Genomic DNA, 19,133 nt, shown 5'->3' with positions numbered 1-19,133 from the left:
GCTCGTTTCGATGAGCGGCCTCTGCTGTTTTCAGAGGAGGACGAATTACAAATCTTGGAATCGAGCGAGAACAGAGTTGATGTCTGTCATGGCATTGCTGTTGTTACGGATCTTGCTTAGGGTCTCTTCCAGTTTGTAGAACTGATTGAGAAGTCTTTCACGTTCTCGGCCCAATCGTGCGTTCTGTGTTTCGATCCGTTTGTTCGTCGATTCTATCTGGCGCTGGAGAGATTGATTCCGAAGGACCAAGGTGCTGTTGTTGATGCCCACGATTGCGTCGAGAGCCTTTTTGGCGCGGGCTCCGAAGCCGGTCGTCTCTTTTGTGAGAAAGCTGGTGACATCTTCGGGGTTCGCGGCGATGGCTTTGGTGAGCTTCTCTTTATCGAATTCGAGTTTGCCTTTATCGTTCAAGCTAAGGCCGAGTTGCTCGAGCGATTGAACTCGTCCTGAACCAAAGGTTCGCTGGGTGATAAGTCGAGTAAGGGTTTGTTCTGCGCGGAGGACCTCGGAGCTGCCGATCAGCATCCCTGTGGTTCCGGTGTCGGTGTTGAATTCGGTTTCCTTGTCGATTTTGTCGCGGACTTTGTTGAACTGATCGACGAACAACTGCAAGTTGCGTTCGAGGGTGGAGTTGTTCTGGGTAACAGAAATATCGACAGGGCTCGTGGAGGTTCCTTTGAGCGTCAACGAGACGCCCTCCACTGCGTTGTTGATGGTGTTGGTGGAAGAGCGGATCAGTGTCCCACCTGTGTCCGACGCGCCGCCGACCGAGATCAAGGCATCGCGGGCGGCTCCGGAGGCGTTGATGTTCAGGCCGATTGCATCTCCATCGGCAACCATGCGGCCGGCCTCGCCCGTGGCACGCGATGTGAGGAGTACTCGAACGGTCGAAGGACCGGATGTGAGGAGCGAGGCGGTGATGGGGCCACCTGCATCATTGATCTTCTTCACAACATCGGAGACGGTGTCGGATGCGCCTACCTGCAGGCGAAAGGTTTGACTGCCGTTGATTTCGCGACGATTCGGTTCGGTTTTTGAAACGCCGGTTCCGAGGATTCCTAAGTCTTTGGCTGTGTTACCCGATTGGTTTTCGGTGATAGTAAGGCTGCCGGATCCATTCGAGGAGTCGACGATGACAATCCCATCCCCGTCGTCATTGAGACGAGCTTGAACGCCGATCGTGTTAGCGTTGACCAACTCCAGCAGGTCCCCAACTGTTTTCGTATTGGGGGTGATGCTGACCGATTTCTGTCCTCCCGAGCCGTTAGTGATAGTAAAGCTGCCGATACGGACGCCCCGACCTTGGTTCAATCGAGACAGCTCGGTGGCTTCACCAACATATTGCATCTTGAGCGACTGACCATCGACGCTGCTCTTGGCAACGTTGACCGCGAGCCCCAGTTTTGTTGCCGTTCCATTCGCATCGCCATCTGCGATGATAAGATTGCTGGCAGAGCCGCCGGTGACATCTTGCAAGACAATTCCGGTTCGGGAACGATTCAGTGAAGCGGTCACTCCTGAATTGCTTTGGTTGATTTTATCCATCACATCTCGCAATCCTTCGCTGCCCGACAAGTCGACTTGCGTCGTCACACCGACACGATTGGTGATCGCGACGGTTCCGGGAGTTCCAATCCCTTTTCCTCCGTTCAACGTGCCGAGCAAGGGACCCGAGAGGGTATTTTGGACGCGCGATCCCGAGATCACGCCATTGACGTCCGTCGTGCTTGCGAGGCCCAATTCGCTCGCGAGTCGGCCTGACGCGGCAAAGGTGTTGGAGCCGCTTGTTTTGTCGATCAGGTCGAATCCATCACCGTTTTCACGGATCCGCATTTCCAATTTGTCAGGGTTCGCTGCGTTGACCTTGGCAAGAAGTTGTCCGACGGTTCGCGGCGGATTGGAGCTGTCGAGATCGACAGAAAGAGATGTTCCATCCTTCAGGTTTACCGTCAACTCACTCCCGAATCGCATCGAGAGGCCACGTTGATCGCGAAGCGTACTTAAACGAGTCGATGCACCGAGGAAGGCGAGATCGTCCCCGGTCGCAGTATTGGTGCTGACGTTGATACCTCCCAGGCCAAGGTCTGCGGCGGTACGGCCTCCGCCCACTTCTTCCACGATCAAGTTGGAGGTGGTTTGTCCGCTCAAGTCATTGAGCGTCAGCCGGTCCCCAACTGTTTTCGCGCTGACTTTGAGTCCTGAGTTGTTGATCGCCTTCACGACATCTTCCATGGTTGCCGCGAATCGGAGATCGACTTCTTTCGAAGTGCCGCTGCGATCCGTGACACGAATCAAGCCACGGGTAACGCCTGATCCTCCTCGCACATCATCGAGATCCATGCTTCCATCGACGAAGCCACCGGTTCGTACGACGAATTCGCCCGCTTGCAGTAGTTCCGAGGTGCTGGAAATCGGAGCGCTCGAGGCCGTTGCCGTTTGAGCCGTCTGAAGAACTTGGACGGAATAATTCCCCGGCACTGCTTTACCGGAAATGGCCGCTGTGACGACGTCCGGCTTGGCCGAGTTCGCCGTCGTGGTCGCGATGCTAGATGCAACACCGATTCGGTCGGATTGGAGTTGAATGCCGACCACCAGGGCCGTTAGTTCGGTGATGGCTACTTGCTGAGCCTGAAGGCCTTTGACGCGCGTGTTGAGAAGATCCACCGGTTTGGACGCAACGGTCATCAACTGGTCGACCGTCTTGGCGATATCGATTCCAGAGGTCAAGCCGATGTTAGATTGGATACGTCCCATGATTCTTTACTATGCCACGGAAAGCCGCGCTCGGTGGTTTTCGATTGGTAAGAAACTATTCCTTTTAGGAGTTAGATTATCGACAGTTCGGGGGCAAAGATCCCGTGAGATCTTTGCTAGCAATAAAAAAAGGCGTGCTTGTGGCACGCCTTATTGTTTTTTCGCTAGGAAGTCGGGTTTATCGGAGGAGCGAGAGAACCGACTGCGAGCTTTGGTTTGCAATTCCGAGAACGCTTGTTCCGGACTGAACCAAGATCTGAGCACGGGTCAAGTTCGCGGATTCCTTCGCAAAGTCTGCGTCGCGAATGGTGCTTTGAGCTTCGTTCAAGTTCGAGAGCGTGTCGTTGAGCGAAACTGTGTTGCTTTCCAAAGCGGTTCGTTGGAACGCACCCAGTCGTCCGCGAAGGGTGGTCACCTTGTTGATGACTTGATCGACGATCGACGAAGCGCGAGTCACGTCCTTGGTGAGCGAGCTGTTGCCGCTGCTGGCCAGTTCAAACAGTTTGCCCGAGACACCGCCAAGCTTTGCTGTGTTCAAGCTCGAGATCCCAAGTCGAGCTTGTTGGTTGCTAACGACATCTGGTCCGAGTTGGAACATCGCGCCACCGCCGGTGATGTTGAAATTCACCGAGGTGTTCGAGCCTGCCTCGACGGTCATGCTGAAGCTCAGCGTGGAGGTGCTTAGCGAAATTTGGTTTCCTTTACCCGAAGCGACGGTACCGTTGACCGTAGCTTGGATATCGGTTCCGACAGCGCGAGGACCACCTTGTAGAGCATCCTTGAACGTGCCGCCGACACCTTCGCTGAGAACTTCGACAGCCACAATACCGGCCGAGCCGAACTCGGTGCTTCGGAATTCGATGTCTTGATCATCGTTCAGAACGGCTTCGACGCCGGTCGAGTCCTTGAGCAAATTGATCGACTGAATGATGTTGTCGACCGAGACACCTTTTTGGAACTTGAAAACTTCCGCTCCGTTGCCACCCGTCAATTGGAAGACCAGGTCGGCTTGGAGTCCACCTCCCAGTGCCCCGCCGGTCATCGTCCCTGCGGAAGGCACCGATTCGACAGCACCCTTGTAGACTCCATCACCATTGCTGGTGGGGCTAAGGGAGGCGGCGAAGAGTGGCTGGTTGTTGGAATCTTGGATGTTATTGATTGCCGAGGCGACTGCCGACAACTGGGTGCTGCCTGCATTGCTGACGCGGATCAAGATCGAGCCTGGGTTTCCGCCCGTTCCAGCGGTGTAGGTTGCAGTAGGAGCGTTGGCAGCGACTGCCGCATCTTCTTGGAAGGTGATCGAGACGCCATTGAAATCGACCCCGGGGTTCGACGATTCGACAATCAGCTGATCGCTGAGTCCGGACGAGCTGGTGGATCCGCCGGTCAAGACACCGGTCTTGGTTCCCAAGTCAGCGTTGGCAGGCGTACGATTGAACTTTGCACTTCCGTTCGCCACATCGGATACGGTGAAGACGCTTCCAACGTTCGCCGTGATCGCGTCAGCGATGTTTTGGATCGTTGCTCCTTCACCGACGGTGACACGGAGTTCGTTAGAAGCTTCGTCATAGATGACGTCGGTCGTCGTACCGGTGCTGAAGATGAGGCTGGTGTTGTTACCTACATCACCGTCCGCCAAGCCGCCATCGACAGCGGTCAGCTTGAAGGACGAGGCCGCAACCGTGTCGGTACCGGTCGACATTGGGTCGGTGAGAGCACCGATATCGTTGGAGTTGAACCGAGCGTCCGCAAAGCGAACGTTGGCTGCTTCGAAGGTTCCTTCCGCGTTGATGGCAGAAGCCACATCTGCAACCGTTGCACCCCGGCCGACGGTGATGTTTAAGCGATTAGCCGTTGCATCGTATACCGCAGTGGTTTCGGTTCCGGAAGCCGCTTCGATGAATTGAACGTCGGTGCTGTTCCCGGTTGCGCCGTCTGCGGCTCCACCATCTACAGCGGTCAACTGGAAGCCAGCTCGGCTACCGAGAGCGAGCGGTGTGTCGGTACCACCTGTGAGTGGGTTCGCGACGGTTGTGCTCGCAACGTTCGCGGGCGTACCGGCTTGTTGGACGTCGGAGAAGACAAACTGTCCACTCAAAGCGGTGTTGATTGCGGTTTGGATGTCCGCGTCAGATTGCGATCGGTCGATCGTCAAGACGACGCTATTGCCTGCTGCGTTATACGATGCGCTGGTACCGCCCGAGTTCACGATCGAGAAGGTGATATCGGTTGCGTTGCCGCGAGCTCCGTCAAACGATCCACCTGCAACCGCTGCGATGTCAAAAGTGTAGCCGTTGGTACCGTCTCCGAATGCAACGTCTGCCCCGGACGCTTGAGCGAAGGTCGTTGGGACGATCGAAGTACCGCCGGAGAGAACTCCGGTTCGGATACCGGCATCGGCTGCAGCGACGTTGGTCGCGTTACCGCCGGAGAAGCTGAAGAGGCTGTTGATGCCCGAAACGCTGTTGAGGGCGGTGACTGCCGTCGCTGCTGTTGCGCCCGTGGCCAATTGCAGGTTCAGTGTGTTGGTATCGGCATCGTAGGAACCGGTCGTCGAAGCGCCGGTGGTGATGTTGATACGAACATCGTTACCGATGGCACCGTCGACGATCGAACCATCGCGAGCTGTGATATTGAGGGCCGCTCCGCTTCCGAGCGTCAAGGTTCCATTGGCTTCGACATAGGCAACGGTGGCCGCATCTAAACCGATGTTGCCGGTCGCTTCATCGCCACCGAAGAAGGAAGTCGCCATGTTGACCGTCCCGGAAGCTTCGGCACCGACGGTCGAATCAGCGAAGGTGAAAGTGCTGCGAGCCTTCTCCGACGCATTGGCTGCGGGAACGTCTGCAGTGATCGTAGCGCGGGTGGCTGCGGCGCTGATCTCGACGTTGACTCCGACGCTGCCGGAAGCCCCGAGGTTGGCCGAGTCGATTTGAAGGTCTTTTACGGAACTGAATCCGGTGCCTTGCGAGACTTGGAAGTCGAGCGAACCGTCGAGAAGTCGACGGCCTTGGAACGTGGTCGTTTGAGCGATGCGGTTGATCGCTTCGAGCGACGAGTCGATTTGGAGCTGGTTCGCAGCGATTTCATCGTCGCTCAGTGCCCCTTTGTTGGCGGCTTCGGTGACCAAGCCCCGGATATCGTTCAGAAGAGAGCTAACCTGTCCGAGGGCCGAGTCCGCCGTTCCGATGATTTGGTTGGCGCGCTGGGTGTTCGAGAGAGCTTTGTTGATGCTGGTAATGTCGCTTCGCAACGCTTCACTGGCAATCAAACCTGCTGGATCGTCTTTCCCGGTGTTGATACGGAGACCGGTGCTCAATCGGGTCAGAGCGGTCTGCAAGTCCCCGTTGGTTCGGTTCAAGCGGTTTTGAGCGTTTAACGAACTAACATTCGTGTTGATACGTGACATCTATGTATATCTCCCGATTGGATTGGTAATGGCACCCACGATGATTCGTTGGGTTTGAAAAGTTGGAGTCGCCTTGGCAGGCATTGAAACGAAACGATGGAAATCCTTTCCTTCCGGTTGCCTACTTTCTCTCCCTGAACCATCGCGAGGGATCACTAGCGGCAGCGAAGTGGGCAGACGTGGAGCACCTGCACTTCTCACGGACTCGCAAAACTAGCATCGGAACCCGTGCGCTGTAGATTAAGAAGCTCTCGAAAAAGCTAGATTTATTCACCAACAACCCCCCTCATGGTGGGCCTGATTGATGCAATCGTTACAGGACGAAGACTTTTTCCAGGCATCGCAGCTTTCCAAGTTGAAATCCTGAATTTCATCCTGTTCGAATGGCCCCCCCCTCAAACTCTGGGTAACCGCCCCCCAGACGCTGCATCGCGTTGCACAAAAAACAGGCAGTTTGACGTGTTCTGTGCAAGTTCTCTGCCTGTCGAGTTCGCATCCTCCCGGTGCCAGGAATCGGAAGCGAGTCCCTCGTACCATTAGCAAATTTTTTTCTGAGGTCGCCGCAAGGCCTGAATTAGCCTTTAGCGGAAGATAAGTTACCTTTGTGTGGTTGGTAACTGATTGCTAGCTCGTTCGATGGGAGGCTGGGTAGGTCTGCTGGCACGCGGAATGCAAACTACAGGTTCCATGACGGGACGAAGTCGAACGTGTGTGTGCGAGGCAGCGTCCCCTAGATGAAAAAATAACACCGCATGAGATTCGGAGTTTGCTGGAGGAGGGAGAGGACCTTCGGCTGGTTCTGGGTTGAGTGCGGTGTTTTTTTTCGTTGGTTGGGTCGAGGTTTGGGCTCGAAACTGGGGTCACTTTGAGCCGGGCCTTTCGCTAGACTTGCGGCATGATCCCCGGCAAGTTCACGCGGTACGTCCTTGGTGACGTGCTCAAGATGTTTCTCCTGATGCTGATCTCCATGACCCTGGTGATCTCGTTGATCTTTGTGGGGCAGCAACTGGTCGCTGAGGGGGTCAATACGCTCACGATCTTGAAGCTTTTTCCGTACATTTCGCTGATCGCGTTGCAGTACTCGGTTCCGGCGACCCTTCTATTCGCCGTTTGCTGCGTGTACGGTCGCATCTCTGCCGACAACGAGATCATCGCCCTCAAGAGCGCGGGAATATCGCCGATGCGGGTTTTCCGGCCGGCTTGGTTTTTGGGGCTGTTGCTGAGCCTGCCTTCGGTCTGGCTCAATGATCAAGCCGTCTCATGGGCGAGGCCGGGAATGCAGCAAGTCGTCCTCCGAAGCATCGAAGAGATTCTGTATCCTGCGCTGCGATCGCAGCGTTCTTATACATCCGAGAAGGGCTTTTCCATTCATGTCGAGGATGTGCAGGACAAGTGGCTAATCAAGCCTACGATTTGGATGTTTTCCGGCAGCAATTCGCAACTTATCACGATCCATTCCGAGAAGGCGCGCATCTCGGTCAATCTCGATAAAGATTTGTTGACCATCGAACTCATCGATTCGTTTGTGGATATCGATCGGGACAAGCAGATGAAGTGGAATGGTTCGCAGACCATCGAGTTGCCGCTGAACAAAGCCTCGAAAGCGAGCGCGACATCATCGAGTCCGACCAGTTTCTCGATGACTGAGATTCCTGATCAGATTCGAACGCACAGCGAGAGCAACGAACGGCGGCGCGAGCAGCTCGCCGCGAATTTTTCGTTCGCGCTCGGCACGGGGCGATACATCGCTTTCAACGACCCGATGGCGGCGCAGATCCAGCTCATGGTCCAAGAGACCGAGACACGGATGGCAAGGTTCCGGACCGAACCGATGCGACGATGGGCATTGGGGTTCAGCTGCCTTGCGTTTGTGTGGATGGGAGTGCCGATGGCCATTCTCATTAAGAGCGCTGACTATTGGTGGAGTTTCGGTCTCTGTTTTATCCCCGTCCTTTTGGTGTACTACCCCGTATTCGGATTGGCGCTCGAGATGTCCAAAAAGGGGACTTGGCCCGCAGTCGCCCTTTGGTTGGGTAACATAGTGCTAGCAGCCATCGGGACGTGGCTGATGCGCAAAGTCATTCGAGCCTAGCCATGCGAATACCCAACTACCGGGGGACGAGTCAAGTTGCCATCAACATGACTCCGATGATCGATGTCACCTTTCTGCTCATCATATTTTTCTTGGTGAGCAGTCATTTGGCCAAGCAAGAGAATTTTCTGAAACTATCGCTTCCCCTCGCAGCGTCCGGTCAAACCGACGATTTGGCCAAGCCGACGTTGACGGTGCAGGTGTTGGCCGACGGCTCGTATCAAGTCGGAAACCAGCCGATGGCGCTCGATCCCATCCGCCGACTCATCGCGCAGCGAAACCAGTCGGAGAATGTCTCTATCCGCGTACGCATTCGCACTGACCGGACTTCTCGATACGAGGCGATCGCGGGCCTGCTTCGGATGTGCGCGCTGACCGGTAACAGCGATATTGTCTTCGCCGTCTACGAAGAGGATTCGAAATGAAGAGCGTGTACAGCTCCGGATCTCGGTCCACATCGGTCGATAGCGTCATGACGCCCATGATCGACGTCGTTTTTCTATTGCTCATTTTTTTCTTGACGACGGCCTCGTTTCAAAAGCTAGAGAAGCAACTTCCTGCGGCTTCCGCCAGCCAACCTGAAGCTGCTCCCAATGGAGCAGCTCCTCAACCCACCGAGTCTGAGGTGGCCGATTTCAATGACATCGTGATCAAGCTTTCTACGGCCAACAATGTTGTTCGCTACACCTTGCAATCGAATGCTGTCGCAGGGTTTGAAGAGCTCGTTCAGCGTCTCCAGACGATTCTACGGATTCGACAGGACGTTCCGGTGATCATCGATCCCGACAATTCGGTTCCCGCAGGCGAAGCGATACGTGTGTATGATATGGTTCGCCAAAATGGCTCGGTCTCGGTATTTCTCGTTGCGCGATAGTGCGGGCTGGCTGAGCGACCCGCGCGATTTCATCGCGTTTCTTTCACTTGAGGAGTGAATGGGTTATGGCTCGATTCGGACTGCGTGAGTTTCTCGAAACCTCCACTCAAAAAGATCGTGGACAAGGGTTATTTGAGTTAGAGCGGGATCGCGTTTTGGAGGTCAACCTGAACGGCGATATTTGGACCAAAACGGGTTCGATGATTGCATATGTTGGAAATGTCAAGTTTGAGCGCGAAGGGATTCTTCAACAAGGAATGGGGAACTTGCTCAAAAAGATGGTGAGCGGTGAAGGAACCCGATTGACGAAGGCTTCGGGGCGCGGAGTTGTTTATTTGGCAGACACGGGAAAGAAGATCACGATTCTCAACCTAGAGGGAGAGTCGATCTTCGTGAATGCCAACGACGTGCTTGCGTTCGAAACGTCCCTTCAATTCGACATCAAGATGTTACGCAAGGTCGCTGCCATGCTCAGCGGTGGGTTGTTCAACGCACGCTTCAGTGGCACCGGCATGCTCGCCATCACTTCGCATTACGATCCACTGACACTTCGTGTGACTCCAGATCTCCCCGTCTTTACTGATCCGAATGCGACGATCGCTTGGAGTGGAAATCTGACTCCCGAATTCAAAACCGACATTACATTGAAAACATTCCTGGGGCGTGGAAGCGGCGAGAGTCTGCAAATGAAGTTCCTGGGCGATGGCTTCGTCGTGGTGCAACCTTACGAAGAAATCTACATGCAGCACGGGGGCTGAGGCGTTACAGTTTAACAGCAAGCGTTAAGTTATTCCGGTCGAACGGGTCGACCGGAATATAACACTGTAACGATCTGCAAAATCCTTCTATCTGATAACGCAGGCCTTTTCCTTCCACCCGATAGAGACGACGCAGGAGAAAGGATTCTCCGCTGCGGATACGCAATCGCAAATTCGTCTAGTGCGGTCGATGGAAAGGATTCATCCATGTCGTTCGGATTGATGTCTTGTCGTTCTTCTCGCCCCCGAACCACTGCAATCAACAAACGAGAACCGGTCGCCCGGCGGGTCTGGCGTCGATCGATCTTCGCAGCGTTGCTGACGACGGGGACTTGGGTGGCCCCCGGCGTGCACGGGGCCGACATTTGGGTTTCGAGCATGGCAGATGCGGGGGCGGGGTCCCTGCGCGATGCAATCGAACAAGCGAATCTCAATCCGACGGGGGCGGACACAATTCGCTTCGACAGCTCTCTCATGGGGCACACCATCACCGTGCAATCGATGCTTCCGATGATCTCCAAGGGATCGGGAGGCAGTTTGAATATTGTGGGATTGGGAAGCGATCAGTTGGTCATCAGCGGGCAAAACCAGTCCCGCGTCTTTTGGGTCGAGTCGGGAAATGTGTCGATCGAGGGTATGAAGATCGCGGAAGGTCTCGCGAAAGGTGGCAATGGCGCGGCGACCGAATTGGGAGGCGGTGGCGGCGGGGGACTGGGAGCAGGCGGGGCTCTGTTCGTCAATACATCCGGCAACGTCACGATGCGAAATGTCCGGTTAGCCAATAATGAAGCTCAAGGCGGGAACGGCGGCGGTTACAACTCTTCCTTTTCGCGGGGAGGGGGAGGCGGAGGAGGATTGGGAGGGGACGGAGGGGCCGCGGGCTATAACGGTGGTGGAGGGGGGGGGGGGTTTCTCGGTGCCGGGGGATCGGGTGATATCGGTGGAGGTGGAGGTGGAGGTGCCTCCCAGCCCGGTGAGAGTTCTGTTGGTTTTATCGGTGGAACCGGCGGCGGGGTGGAGGGAGGAAATGGGGGCGGCGATTTTTCAGTTGGAAGTTCTGGTCAAACGTTTGGAGGAGGTGGTGGGGGCGGTGGGTACGCTGATGGGGGAAATGGGGGAGAATTCGGCGGCGGCGGTGGGGGAGGAAGATATGAGGATGGGGGGAATGGCGGATTCGGCGGCGGTGGCGGTGGGACTGGGTTCCACGGCGCGATGGCTGGCGAAGGGGGCTATGGCGGTGGAAATGGTGGACAGGAATTCACCGGTGGCGATGGCGGCGATGGTTTGGGGGGCGCGGTATTTGTGCGCCAAGGGGGGACAATCACCTTTGAGAATGTCCTCTTCACCGACGGTTCGGTCGCAGCCGGATCCGGAGGCATGGGTTACATTTGGAGCGGCAGTGACGGAATGGCTGCCTCGTCAAATGTTTATGCCATGGAAGGCGCGTCCGTGAACTTCGCCATGTCTAGCAACACCAGGGTGCAGCTCGACGGTCAAGACTTCACGTTCGATCAGTTGAGTGTCGACGGAGAGGGAACCGTCGAAACGACGGGTGCTGTGACCATCCAGCATGGAGTCACCGTCAATTCGGGTACGTTCCGAGTGAACTCGAACACGACAACCGATGTGACCGTGAACTCCAATGGTACGTTGGGAGGGAGTGGAACGATCATCGGTGCGCTGCTTCTCAATGGTACCCTCGCCCCGGGAAATTCGATCGGGACGTTGAACGTGAATGGGAATGCAACCTTTAGCGCTGGCAGCACCACAACGATCGAGATCAACGATGCCGGGACGGTTTCCGGTGTGAACAATGACTCGATCGTCGTCAACGGCAACGTCAATATTCAAGGCGGAACGGTCAACGTCCTCAGCGCCCCAGGCAATTACACCAACGGCAGTGTTTATACGTTTCTCACTGGGACCAGCGTCACCGGAAATTTCGACTCGATCGTCGACGATTTAGCGTTCTTTGATGCGTCGCTGGTTTATGGGTTGAACTCGGTCTCCTTCGAGCTCATTGCCAACATGAGCGACTTCTCGATGGTCGCCGCGACGCAAAACCAACTTTCTGTCGCGCAGTTTATCGATGCCAACAGCTCTTCCCCTCCACCGGACCTGCAATCGATCATCGATGCCATGACGCCGATGACCAATCAGCAAGTCCAGCAGAGCTTGGATCAGATGAGCGGTTCGATTTACGCAACGTTGCCAGTCGCAGGACTCCAGCATACGACGTACTACATCTCGCAATTGTCCTCCCATATCAAAAACATGATGGGGCCCTCGGACTCCTCTGGTGGGTCGTATTCGATACGAGGTCCCGTCGATGAGCTTCGCACGGACGGTTGGATCAGCGGATATGGTTTGGGCGGTCAAGCCGACAGCGATGGCAATGCCGATGGATTTCGATACGGCATCGGTGGAACGCAAATTGGCGTGCAGAGGATGTGGCAGCCCGGACATGCATGGGGGCTATGGAGCAATATGGCTTGGAGCAATCTGCGAGGCCGACAGCTCAACGAATCCGCAAACGTCGAGAACTACCATTTCGGCACCTACCTGAGTGGACGAGATGATGCGCACTATTATCTTGTTCTGGGAGGGTTGGGCTATGACCATGCTGAGGTGCAACGGAATGTTCAGATCGGGAACGTTAGCGGATCACCGAGTAGCACGCTCGATGGATGGCAAGCGAACTCCTACTTGGAGCGTGGGATGTCGGTGGATGTAGGAAGTTGGTCCTTCCAGCCTTACACCGGTTTGCAGTATGCGTATCTTCGGCAAGCTGGCGCGAAGGAGAGCGGTGGCGGGGTCTTTAATCTTGCGACAACCGGAATCGACGCCCACTCGCTGCGCAGTTCTCTCGGTGGCCGATTTTCCAAGAGTTTGACGACAGGGCGAGGACTCCTGGTAACACCGGAGTTCCGGTCAGCGTGGTTTCACGAGTTCCTCGATACGAACTATCTAATCGGAGCTCAGTTCAGCGGCTTACCTGGGGCGGGATTTGCCGTACGAGGGGTCGACTTGGGAAGGGACTGGGCTTCAACCGGCGCCGGATTTAGCCTAGGCGCAGGGCGAGGAGCTAGGCTCTTCGCGGGCTACGACGCCCAGTACAACAGCCAGCAAGTGTTGCATGTCGGCTCTGGCGGACTGGAACTCCTTTACTAACGCCGCGCTGGCTCTCCCGGTGGTCCAGCCTAGGCGGGAGCACCGTCGCGGCGGAGTGACACGGAGTAAAGCATGACGATCGTCCCGAATGCGAGGAGCGACCACGGAAACCACTCCGAGGGCTTGAACACTCGGTTGGTAGGGGGCGGTGGGGCGGAAAAGAGCCCTCCGCTGGCCTGTTGACGCACGGGGTCATCCAAGACTCCTGCTACCAGAACCGCGCTGTCGATCAGCAAACACTCGATTCCACCGATGATCAACACGATACCAACTGCGCAGAAGAAAGCTCGCCAGAGGGTAGCTGGACGAATCATCGAATACCTCGCTCGATCCAGAGAGTGTGGGAGAAGGGGTTGCAAACGCTATCAAAGAGGTCCATCGGACGTTTCTCTGCGAATCGCTTCATGTTTTTGAAGAGATTCTGGATGCCCCAATCATGCTCGAGGTAGGGTTTCCACCTCGAATGCGGCTTGTGCGGTCTCCCAACCGTTGCAGGGCCGGATGAGGACGTCTTATTCGCAGCGTCTCCATTGCCGCCTTTTCTTCACAACTGCCATGGCTGTAATGGCGCCTTAAGTCACCTTGTGGGCCGTCAGTGTGTTATGGCTTCCATTAGTCGCGGGCAAGCCGGATGCATTGGAACGGCCGTCAACCCGGAAGAAAGGGACTGGGGGGGGCCGGTCAGCGGCCCGGAAGGGATTCGGGAACGGTTGACTCTTTACCCGTGTAAGAGCTGATCAAACTGTTGCGACTGCCAATCTTGCTCGCTAAGATAGGCAGCAGATTAAGGGCGAACAAAACCGCTCCATTTCGCGGCTGCGCGAATCATGTTTCCCAAGCGAGCGAACGAACTCGCTGGATTGGAAGGAGCATGGTTCTGGCGGCTTATTGAATCACTCCAAGACTAACGGGAAGCACACTCCATGTCGAAAACATCTCGCCGCGGGTTTATGAAGACGACGTCAGCCGTCAGCGCTGGCTATTTCGTCGCTGCTGGAACGCAGCAAGCGTTCAGCAATTCTGCCATCGAAAAACTCAATGTCGCTTGTATCGGCGTGGGAGGAAAAGGGGGCAGTGACTCCAGTAACGCGGCTCAGTTCGGCAATGTTGTTGCCATCTGCGATGTCGACCGGGGAACATTGGACGGAAAGGCCAAATCGGAAGGCTTCCAATCCGCAGAAAAGTTTACCGACTACCGCGAGCTTTTTGCTAAGCACGGCAAGAACATCGATATCGTGACGGTCAGCACGCCGGACCACATGCACGCTGCGATCACCCTTGAGGCGATGCGTCTTGGGATCAGCTGCTACACGCAAAAGCCTTTGACACGAACAATCTACGAAGCGCGATTGCTCGCCCAGGTTGCGAAGGACACCGGCGTTTGCACCCAGATGGGGAATCAAGGAACGGCTCTCGATTCTTCCCGCGAGGCCATTGCTCAATTGAAGTCGGGCGTTCTGGGAGCCCTCAAGGAAGTCTATGCTTGGTCGAACCGCCCTGTTTGGGCACAGGGACCTGGCCGCCGAAACAACATGGAAAAGTTTGCTGCACAAGCGATGAAGGAAGATCCCGAATCGGCACCAAAGCTGATCGAAGCCAAGAAAAAGGAAATTGCACGAGCGATGGAAAAGCTCGATTGGAAAGCTTGGATCGGTGTGGCTCCCGACCGCGAATTCTGGCCCGGTCTCTATCACAGCTTCCAGCACCGCGGTTGGTGGGATTTCGGCACCGGCGCTCTTGGCGATATGGCTTGCCACCAGCTCACCGTTCCGTTCGCTGCCTGCGGTCTTCGGGATCCGATCTCGGTTCAAGCCAAGACGACCGGTCACGACTTCGACAGCTTCCCCGCGAGCTCGATCATCAAGTTCGAGTTTCCTGAGACAGCAGAGCGACCTGCGATTCCATTCTGGTGGTACGACCGCAAGGGCAACAAGCCCCCGATGGAAGTCTTCACCAAGTGGGGCATCAACAATGTTTCGGACAGCGGTGTTCTCATCGTTGGCGAAAAGGGTGCCTTCTACAGCTCCGACGATTACTGCGGTAAGTACGAACTCAAGGGAGTTTCGAAGGTCAACATCGATTACGAGAAGGCCGAAGACAAAGGCGGCTTCGACGTGAACAACATGTACGAGCTCTTCCGAGCTAAGATGGCTGGCAATCCAATGATTTGCAAGTCCAACTTCATCGAGCGAGCTGGTCCTCTCACCGAAACCATCCTCCTCGGAAACTTGGCCGTTTGGGCTGCCGCGAAGGGTGGAAAGGACGGAGAAATGGGCGAGTGGGGCGAGAAGGTGGAATGGGATGCGAAGAATCTCAAGGTCACCAACTTGGCGTCGCTCAAGACTCCACGCGTCGCGGACTTGATCAAGCCGACCTACCGAGACGGCTATCGACTGGATTAATCCGGTCCTTGAGGTACTCTGGTATGAACTCATGCCAGATTAAACGGTTATCGACGGGAGTCAGTTGGCTCCCGTCGTTGTTTTGATAAGTCATGCTTCTCGAAACGACCCGCATTCCCTTCCTCCGTGAACTCGACGCCCTTTTTGAGGTATCCGTGAAAAAGTTCTTCCAAGTGGCCTGCCTCTCCGGCCTCGTCTCCTCCTCGGTTCTTTCGCTTTCAATGGTTACAACCGTTTGCGCCGCGACCACCGCAGCGCATCCCGCTGACGCTCAAGACGTAGCGGCGGCCAAAAAGAGGCTGGCAGAGCTCGGGTCGGTTGCCAAATTGACGATGGAAGGTGACAAACTCGTTGAGATCGTCGTCACCGATGGATCGAAGATCACCGATGACGATCTGACGCTTTTCAACAAACTCAGCGACCTTCGCAAGCTTCAGATCCTTAATTGCAGAAGCTTGAACAACGAATCAGTATCGAAGATTCTCGGACTGAAGAGTCTTAAGTCCCTATCACTGACCAATACGGTTCTCGATGACACGGGCGTCGAAGCGATCGTGAAGGCGTATCCGGATTTAGTCGAGCTCGATCTCTCCTCCAACTCGAACATGTCGAGCGGAGTGCTCAAATCGATTTCGGAGCTCACAAAGTTGCAGCAATTGTCACTGTTGCAAAATCGCCTCAATGACATCAGCACCCTGCGACTGAACAAACTGCAAGATCTGCGAGTCCTCGATTTGCGAGGAAACATGGAAGCGGGTGACATGACAATGGATGTCCTCGGTGACTTGCCCAAGCTCAAAGCCCTCAAGCATCGCAGCACGGCGGTAACCGACTACGGGATGGAGCTTCTTTCGAGGAACGCAACCCTCGAGAACATGCTCATTCAAGACTTCGGTATCACCGATCAATCGGGGCAGCATTTGGCAAAGCTCAGCAAGCTTTCTCAGCTCGAGATCTTCCGTTGCCAAGGCTTCGGGGATGAAGGAGTTCTCGCCTTGAAAGGGATGGGGCTGCAACGGTTGACTCTTCGCGATTTGCCGGTTGTCGGCGATCGTGCACTCGAAGTCTTTGCGGATCTTCCCAAATTGAAGCGACTGTATCTACACGAACTGAGCAGCATCTCGGATAGCGGTCTGAAGAATCTGGAGGGATTGAAAGCCCTAGAGCTTCTCGATATTTGGAGTGTTCCGCAGATGTCGGATGCAACACTGGACGTCATCGCGAAGCTCCCCAATTTGAAAGAACTCTCGATCCGTTCGACCGGAGTAACGGACGCTGCCATTGAGAAAATATTGGCGATGCCCAAACTGCAAACCTTGGTGTTCAAAGAAAATGGTGCCGTTTCAGCCGATGCCATCAAGAAGCTGAGCGCGAAGAAGTGGACCAAACTGGATGTTGGCGGTGCGACCAAGTAGAGTCGAGCAGCCATTGCCCTAGAAACCGATTTGGTTCAAACTCATCGAAGCAGCTGGTAGGTACCGGCTGCTTTTTGTTTTTTTCTTGCATCGGGAATTGAGTGCGTGAACATTCTTTTAGCAAACGATGATGGTATCTATGCACCTGGACTCCATGCTCTGCGGCATGCGCTCGAGCGGCTGGGGGATGTATTGGTCGTTGCTCCCGCTAACGAGCAGAGCGGCGTCGGTCACTCGATCACTTATCTCACACCGCTCACTTGCAAAGAGATCTTTGAAGGTGATTTTTTTCGCGGATGGGCTGTCGAAGGTTCACCTGCGGATTGCGTGAAGTTGGGAATCGCGGAGCTGGCGAGCAAGCCCATCGACTTGATCGTGAGCGGGATCAATGGTGGGCTCAATGCAGGGATCAATGTGCTTTACTCTGGCACGGTGGCTGCAGCGATTGAAGGTGCGTTTTTTAGGCTCCCCAGTATTGCCGTGTCTTTGGAACATGATCCGCATGCCGATTTTGAAGCGGCCGCAGAGATCGCCGTCGCTCTGATCCGTCAGATCTTAGAGTCCCAGGGAGAGCGTAAAGATCTTTACAACATCAATATCCCGACGGCTGCAGCCGAGCAGTATCGACGAGGGGGTGTACCTGAAGTGCTGTGCGTTCCCATGGGAGTGGAGCGTTATGGCGAGCATTACATCAAGAGGCAGGATCCGAAAGGGCGAAATTATTATTGGTCCACCAATGATCCACCCCCGCGACCTACGGATCACGAAACCGATCTCACCGCGTTAGCCAAAGGGCACGTGACCATCACCCCGCTCCAGTTCGATATGACGAAGCAGGAATTGTTAGGTGAGATGCAGAGCTGGAAGATCCAGCTTTAGTCCGACCTGTCGCTTGTTCCTATCCATCCATGACACTTTTCAATCAGCAAGGAAAATCGAACGTGGTCGCGGAAAGCCAAGCGTGGATCGAGGGCCAGCGGATTGCTTTTTTCGGTAAGCTCGGGGCATTCTCGAAGAAAGAAGCCCTGCAGATCCTGCGGGAGATGGGGGCCGATGTACTGGAACGGATCGGTAGCGATGTGGATTGGATCGTCGTCGGAGCGGACGAACTCCCTGGCGAGGACATATCGGAATGTCTGACCGATGCAGTGCGCAGACGATTGCGTGAGGGGAGTGCACACCTCATTCACGAACACGAGCTATGGCAGCGCCTCGGGCTGGTCGAGCAGAGTCCCAAACAACTCTACACACCTGCCATGATGGCGGGGCTCTTGAAAACACCTGTTCGCAACATCCGGCGCTGGCATCGAATGGGATTGCTCACCTCGTTCAAGGTCGCGCATCGCCTCCCCTATTTTGATTTCGAGCAAGTGCAAAATGCGAGGCAGTTAGCCAACTGGATTGCGAAGGGAGCGCGTCCCGTCGACATCGCGAAGCAGCTTGCGAACTTCAAGCCCTGGGTGGAAAAGAAATCGCTCCTCGATCTCGATTTGGTCGTCGATGGTCGGCGATTGCTGTTGCGCCAGGGAGGGAAATTGCTTGGGGCCAATGGACAGCTCCATCTCGATTTCGATCAAGATGAAACCGTGGCTGCGAGCGATGATTCGTTGCCGATTGTGTTTGCCGCGCAGCCCGCCTATGGTCGGGACGAGGAGGAGCAAGGTGTTCGTCGCGATGTGCCGGGTGACCTGGAGAATTGGAAACGGGATGATCTGCTCAAAATTGCAGAAGAGCTCGAGGACGCGGGCCAGTTCGAGGACGCGATCGAATGGTATCGGATCATTCTCGCTCGATACGGTTTGAACGCGGAAGTTTGTTTTCAGTTGGCGGAGGTGTTGTACCGGTTGGGGGATGTCACAGCGGCGCGCGAGAGGTATTACAACGCCATCGAATTGGAGGAGGATTTCTTGGAAGCGCGGGTGAACTTGGGCTGCGTACTTGCAGAGACAGGTGCGATTCCACTCGCGATCGCGGCCTTCCAGGGGGCACTGGTCAAGGACGATGGCTACCCCGACGTCCACTACCACTTGGCTCGGTGTTTGGATGAGGAGGAGCAAACCGAGTTGGCGGCTCGACACTGGCTCCGTTTTCTCCAGCTTGCTCCACAGAGTCCTTGGGCCGAAGAGGCTATCGAGCGATTGGGGCGTTAGCGAAAGTTCGGACTTGCTAGACCACGTCGTAGCTGGGTACGGGGCCTTGTATCTTTTCCAGTCTGCCTAGATTGACCGATTGGGATCCTTTGCCCAGCCCCGACAACA

General features: G+C 55.5%; 12 protein-coding genes. 9 read left to right on the top strand and 3 right to left on the bottom strand.

The genetic code is table 11. The annotated features are described in order from the left end of the window. Positions 1-45: 45 nt before the first annotated feature. Together fliD and VN12_RS10900 are read right to left on the bottom strand one after the other, a co-directional pair. Entirely contained in the window at positions 46-2,754 is a 2,709-nt protein-coding gene (gene fliD, locus VN12_RS10905; protein WP_146676828.1) for a flagellar filament capping protein FliD, read from the bottom strand. Positions 2,755-2,932: 178 nt separating this feature from the next. Then, positions 2,933-6,163, bottom strand: a complete 3,231-nt coding sequence (locus VN12_RS10900; protein WP_146676827.1) for a flagellin — start codon at positions 6,161-6,163, stop codon at positions 2,933-2,935. 895 nt (positions 6,164-7,058) lie between these two features. Here VN12_RS10900 and VN12_RS10895 point away from each other — a divergent pair. The 5 genes from VN12_RS10895 (at position 7,059) to VN12_RS26690 (ending at position 13,058) form a co-directional block, all read left to right on the top strand. After that, positions 7,059-8,255 carry an LptF/LptG family permease gene (locus VN12_RS10895; protein WP_146676826.1) on the top strand — a complete coding sequence of 399 codons (1,197 nt, stop codon included), beginning with the start codon at positions 7,059-7,061 and terminating at the stop codon, positions 8,253-8,255. A 2-nt stretch (positions 8,256-8,257) separates the two neighbouring features. After that, the gene (locus VN12_RS10890; RefSeq protein WP_146676825.1) at positions 8,258-8,680 is read left to right on the top strand and encodes an ExbD/TolR family protein; all 423 of its coding nucleotides are present in this window, start codon (positions 8,258-8,260) and stop codon (positions 8,678-8,680) included. Beyond that, a complete protein-coding gene (locus VN12_RS10885; protein ID WP_146676824.1) occupies positions 8,677-9,129 on the top strand; it encodes an ExbD/TolR family protein in 453 nt (150 codons plus the stop codon). Before VN12_RS10890 ends, VN12_RS10885 begins: the two co-directional genes overlap by 4 nt. Before the next feature lie 65 nt (positions 9,130-9,194). Then, on the top strand, positions 9,195-9,887 hold the full coding sequence (locus VN12_RS10880; protein ID WP_146676823.1) for an AIM24 family protein: 693 nt from the start codon (positions 9,195-9,197) through the stop codon (positions 9,885-9,887). Positions 9,888-10,094: 207 nt separating this feature from the next. After that, on the top strand, positions 10,095-13,058 hold the full coding sequence (locus VN12_RS26690; RefSeq protein WP_146676822.1) for an autotransporter domain-containing protein: 2,964 nt from the start codon (positions 10,095-10,097) through the stop codon (positions 13,056-13,058). 29 nt (positions 13,059-13,087) lie between these two features. On the opposite strand, the gene VN12_RS10870 is transcribed toward VN12_RS26690, so the two are convergent. After that, positions 13,088-13,372 carry a hypothetical protein gene (locus tag VN12_RS10870; protein WP_146676820.1) on the bottom strand — a complete coding sequence of 95 codons (285 nt, stop codon included), beginning with the start codon at positions 13,370-13,372 and terminating at the stop codon, positions 13,088-13,090. A gap of 609 nt (positions 13,373-13,981) precedes the next feature. Between VN12_RS10870 and VN12_RS10865 the strand changes: the two genes are divergently transcribed. From VN12_RS10865 to VN12_RS10850, 4 genes are all read left to right on the top strand, one after another. Next, positions 13,982-15,460, top strand: coding sequence for a Gfo/Idh/MocA family protein (locus VN12_RS10865; RefSeq protein ID WP_146676819.1), 1,479 nt, complete (start codon positions 13,982-13,984; stop codon positions 15,458-15,460). Positions 15,461-15,615: 155 nt separating this feature from the next. Continuing rightward, entirely contained in the window at positions 15,616-16,875 is a 1,260-nt protein-coding gene (locus VN12_RS10860; protein ID WP_205855249.1) for a hypothetical protein, read from the top strand. A 105-nt stretch (positions 16,876-16,980) separates the two neighbouring features. Then, positions 16,981-17,754 (top strand): 5'/3'-nucleotidase SurE, encoded by a 774-nt coding sequence (surE, locus tag VN12_RS10855; protein ID WP_146676817.1) that lies wholly within the window; start codon positions 16,981-16,983, stop codon positions 17,752-17,754. A gap of 29 nt (positions 17,755-17,783) precedes the next feature. Next, a complete protein-coding gene (locus VN12_RS10850; protein ID WP_146676816.1) occupies positions 17,784-19,025 on the top strand; it encodes a tetratricopeptide repeat protein in 1,242 nt (413 codons plus the stop codon). Positions 19,026-19,133 lie beyond the last annotated feature (108 nt).

It is taken from the genome of Pirellula sp. SH-Sr6A, assembly GCF_001610875.1.
Classification (GTDB): domain Bacteria; phylum Planctomycetota; class Planctomycetia; order Pirellulales; family Pirellulaceae; genus JBKCUI01.
Note: the sequence above shows the minus strand (reverse complement) of the source record. Positions and strands in the feature narration are given on the sequence as shown.

Coding starts and splice junctions, on each gene's coding strand:
- fliD (WP_146676828.1), bottom strand. CDS start 2,754: ATGGGACGTATCCAATCTAACATCGGCTTGACCTCTGGAATCGATATC.
- VN12_RS10900 (WP_146676827.1), bottom strand. CDS start 6,163: ATGTCACGTATCAACACGAATGTTAGTTCGTTAAACGCTCAAAACCGC.
- VN12_RS10895 (WP_146676826.1), top strand. CDS start 7,059: ATGATCCCCGGCAAGTTCACGCGGTACGTCCTTGGTGACGTGCTCAAG.
- VN12_RS10890 (WP_146676825.1), top strand. CDS start 8,258: ATGCGAATACCCAACTACCGGGGGACGAGTCAAGTTGCCATCAACATG.
- VN12_RS10885 (WP_146676824.1), top strand. CDS start 8,677: ATGAAGAGCGTGTACAGCTCCGGATCTCGGTCCACATCGGTCGATAGC.
- VN12_RS10880 (WP_146676823.1), top strand. CDS start 9,195: ATGGCTCGATTCGGACTGCGTGAGTTTCTCGAAACCTCCACTCAAAAA.
- VN12_RS26690 (WP_146676822.1), top strand. CDS start 10,095: ATGTCGTTCGGATTGATGTCTTGTCGTTCTTCTCGCCCCCGAACCACT.
- VN12_RS10870 (WP_146676820.1), bottom strand. CDS start 13,372: ATGATTCGTCCAGCTACCCTCTGGCGAGCTTTCTTCTGCGCAGTTGGT.
- VN12_RS10865 (WP_146676819.1), top strand. CDS start 13,982: ATGTCGAAAACATCTCGCCGCGGGTTTATGAAGACGACGTCAGCCGTC.
- VN12_RS10850 (WP_146676816.1), top strand. CDS start 17,784: ATGACACTTTTCAATCAGCAAGGAAAATCGAACGTGGTCGCGGAAAGC.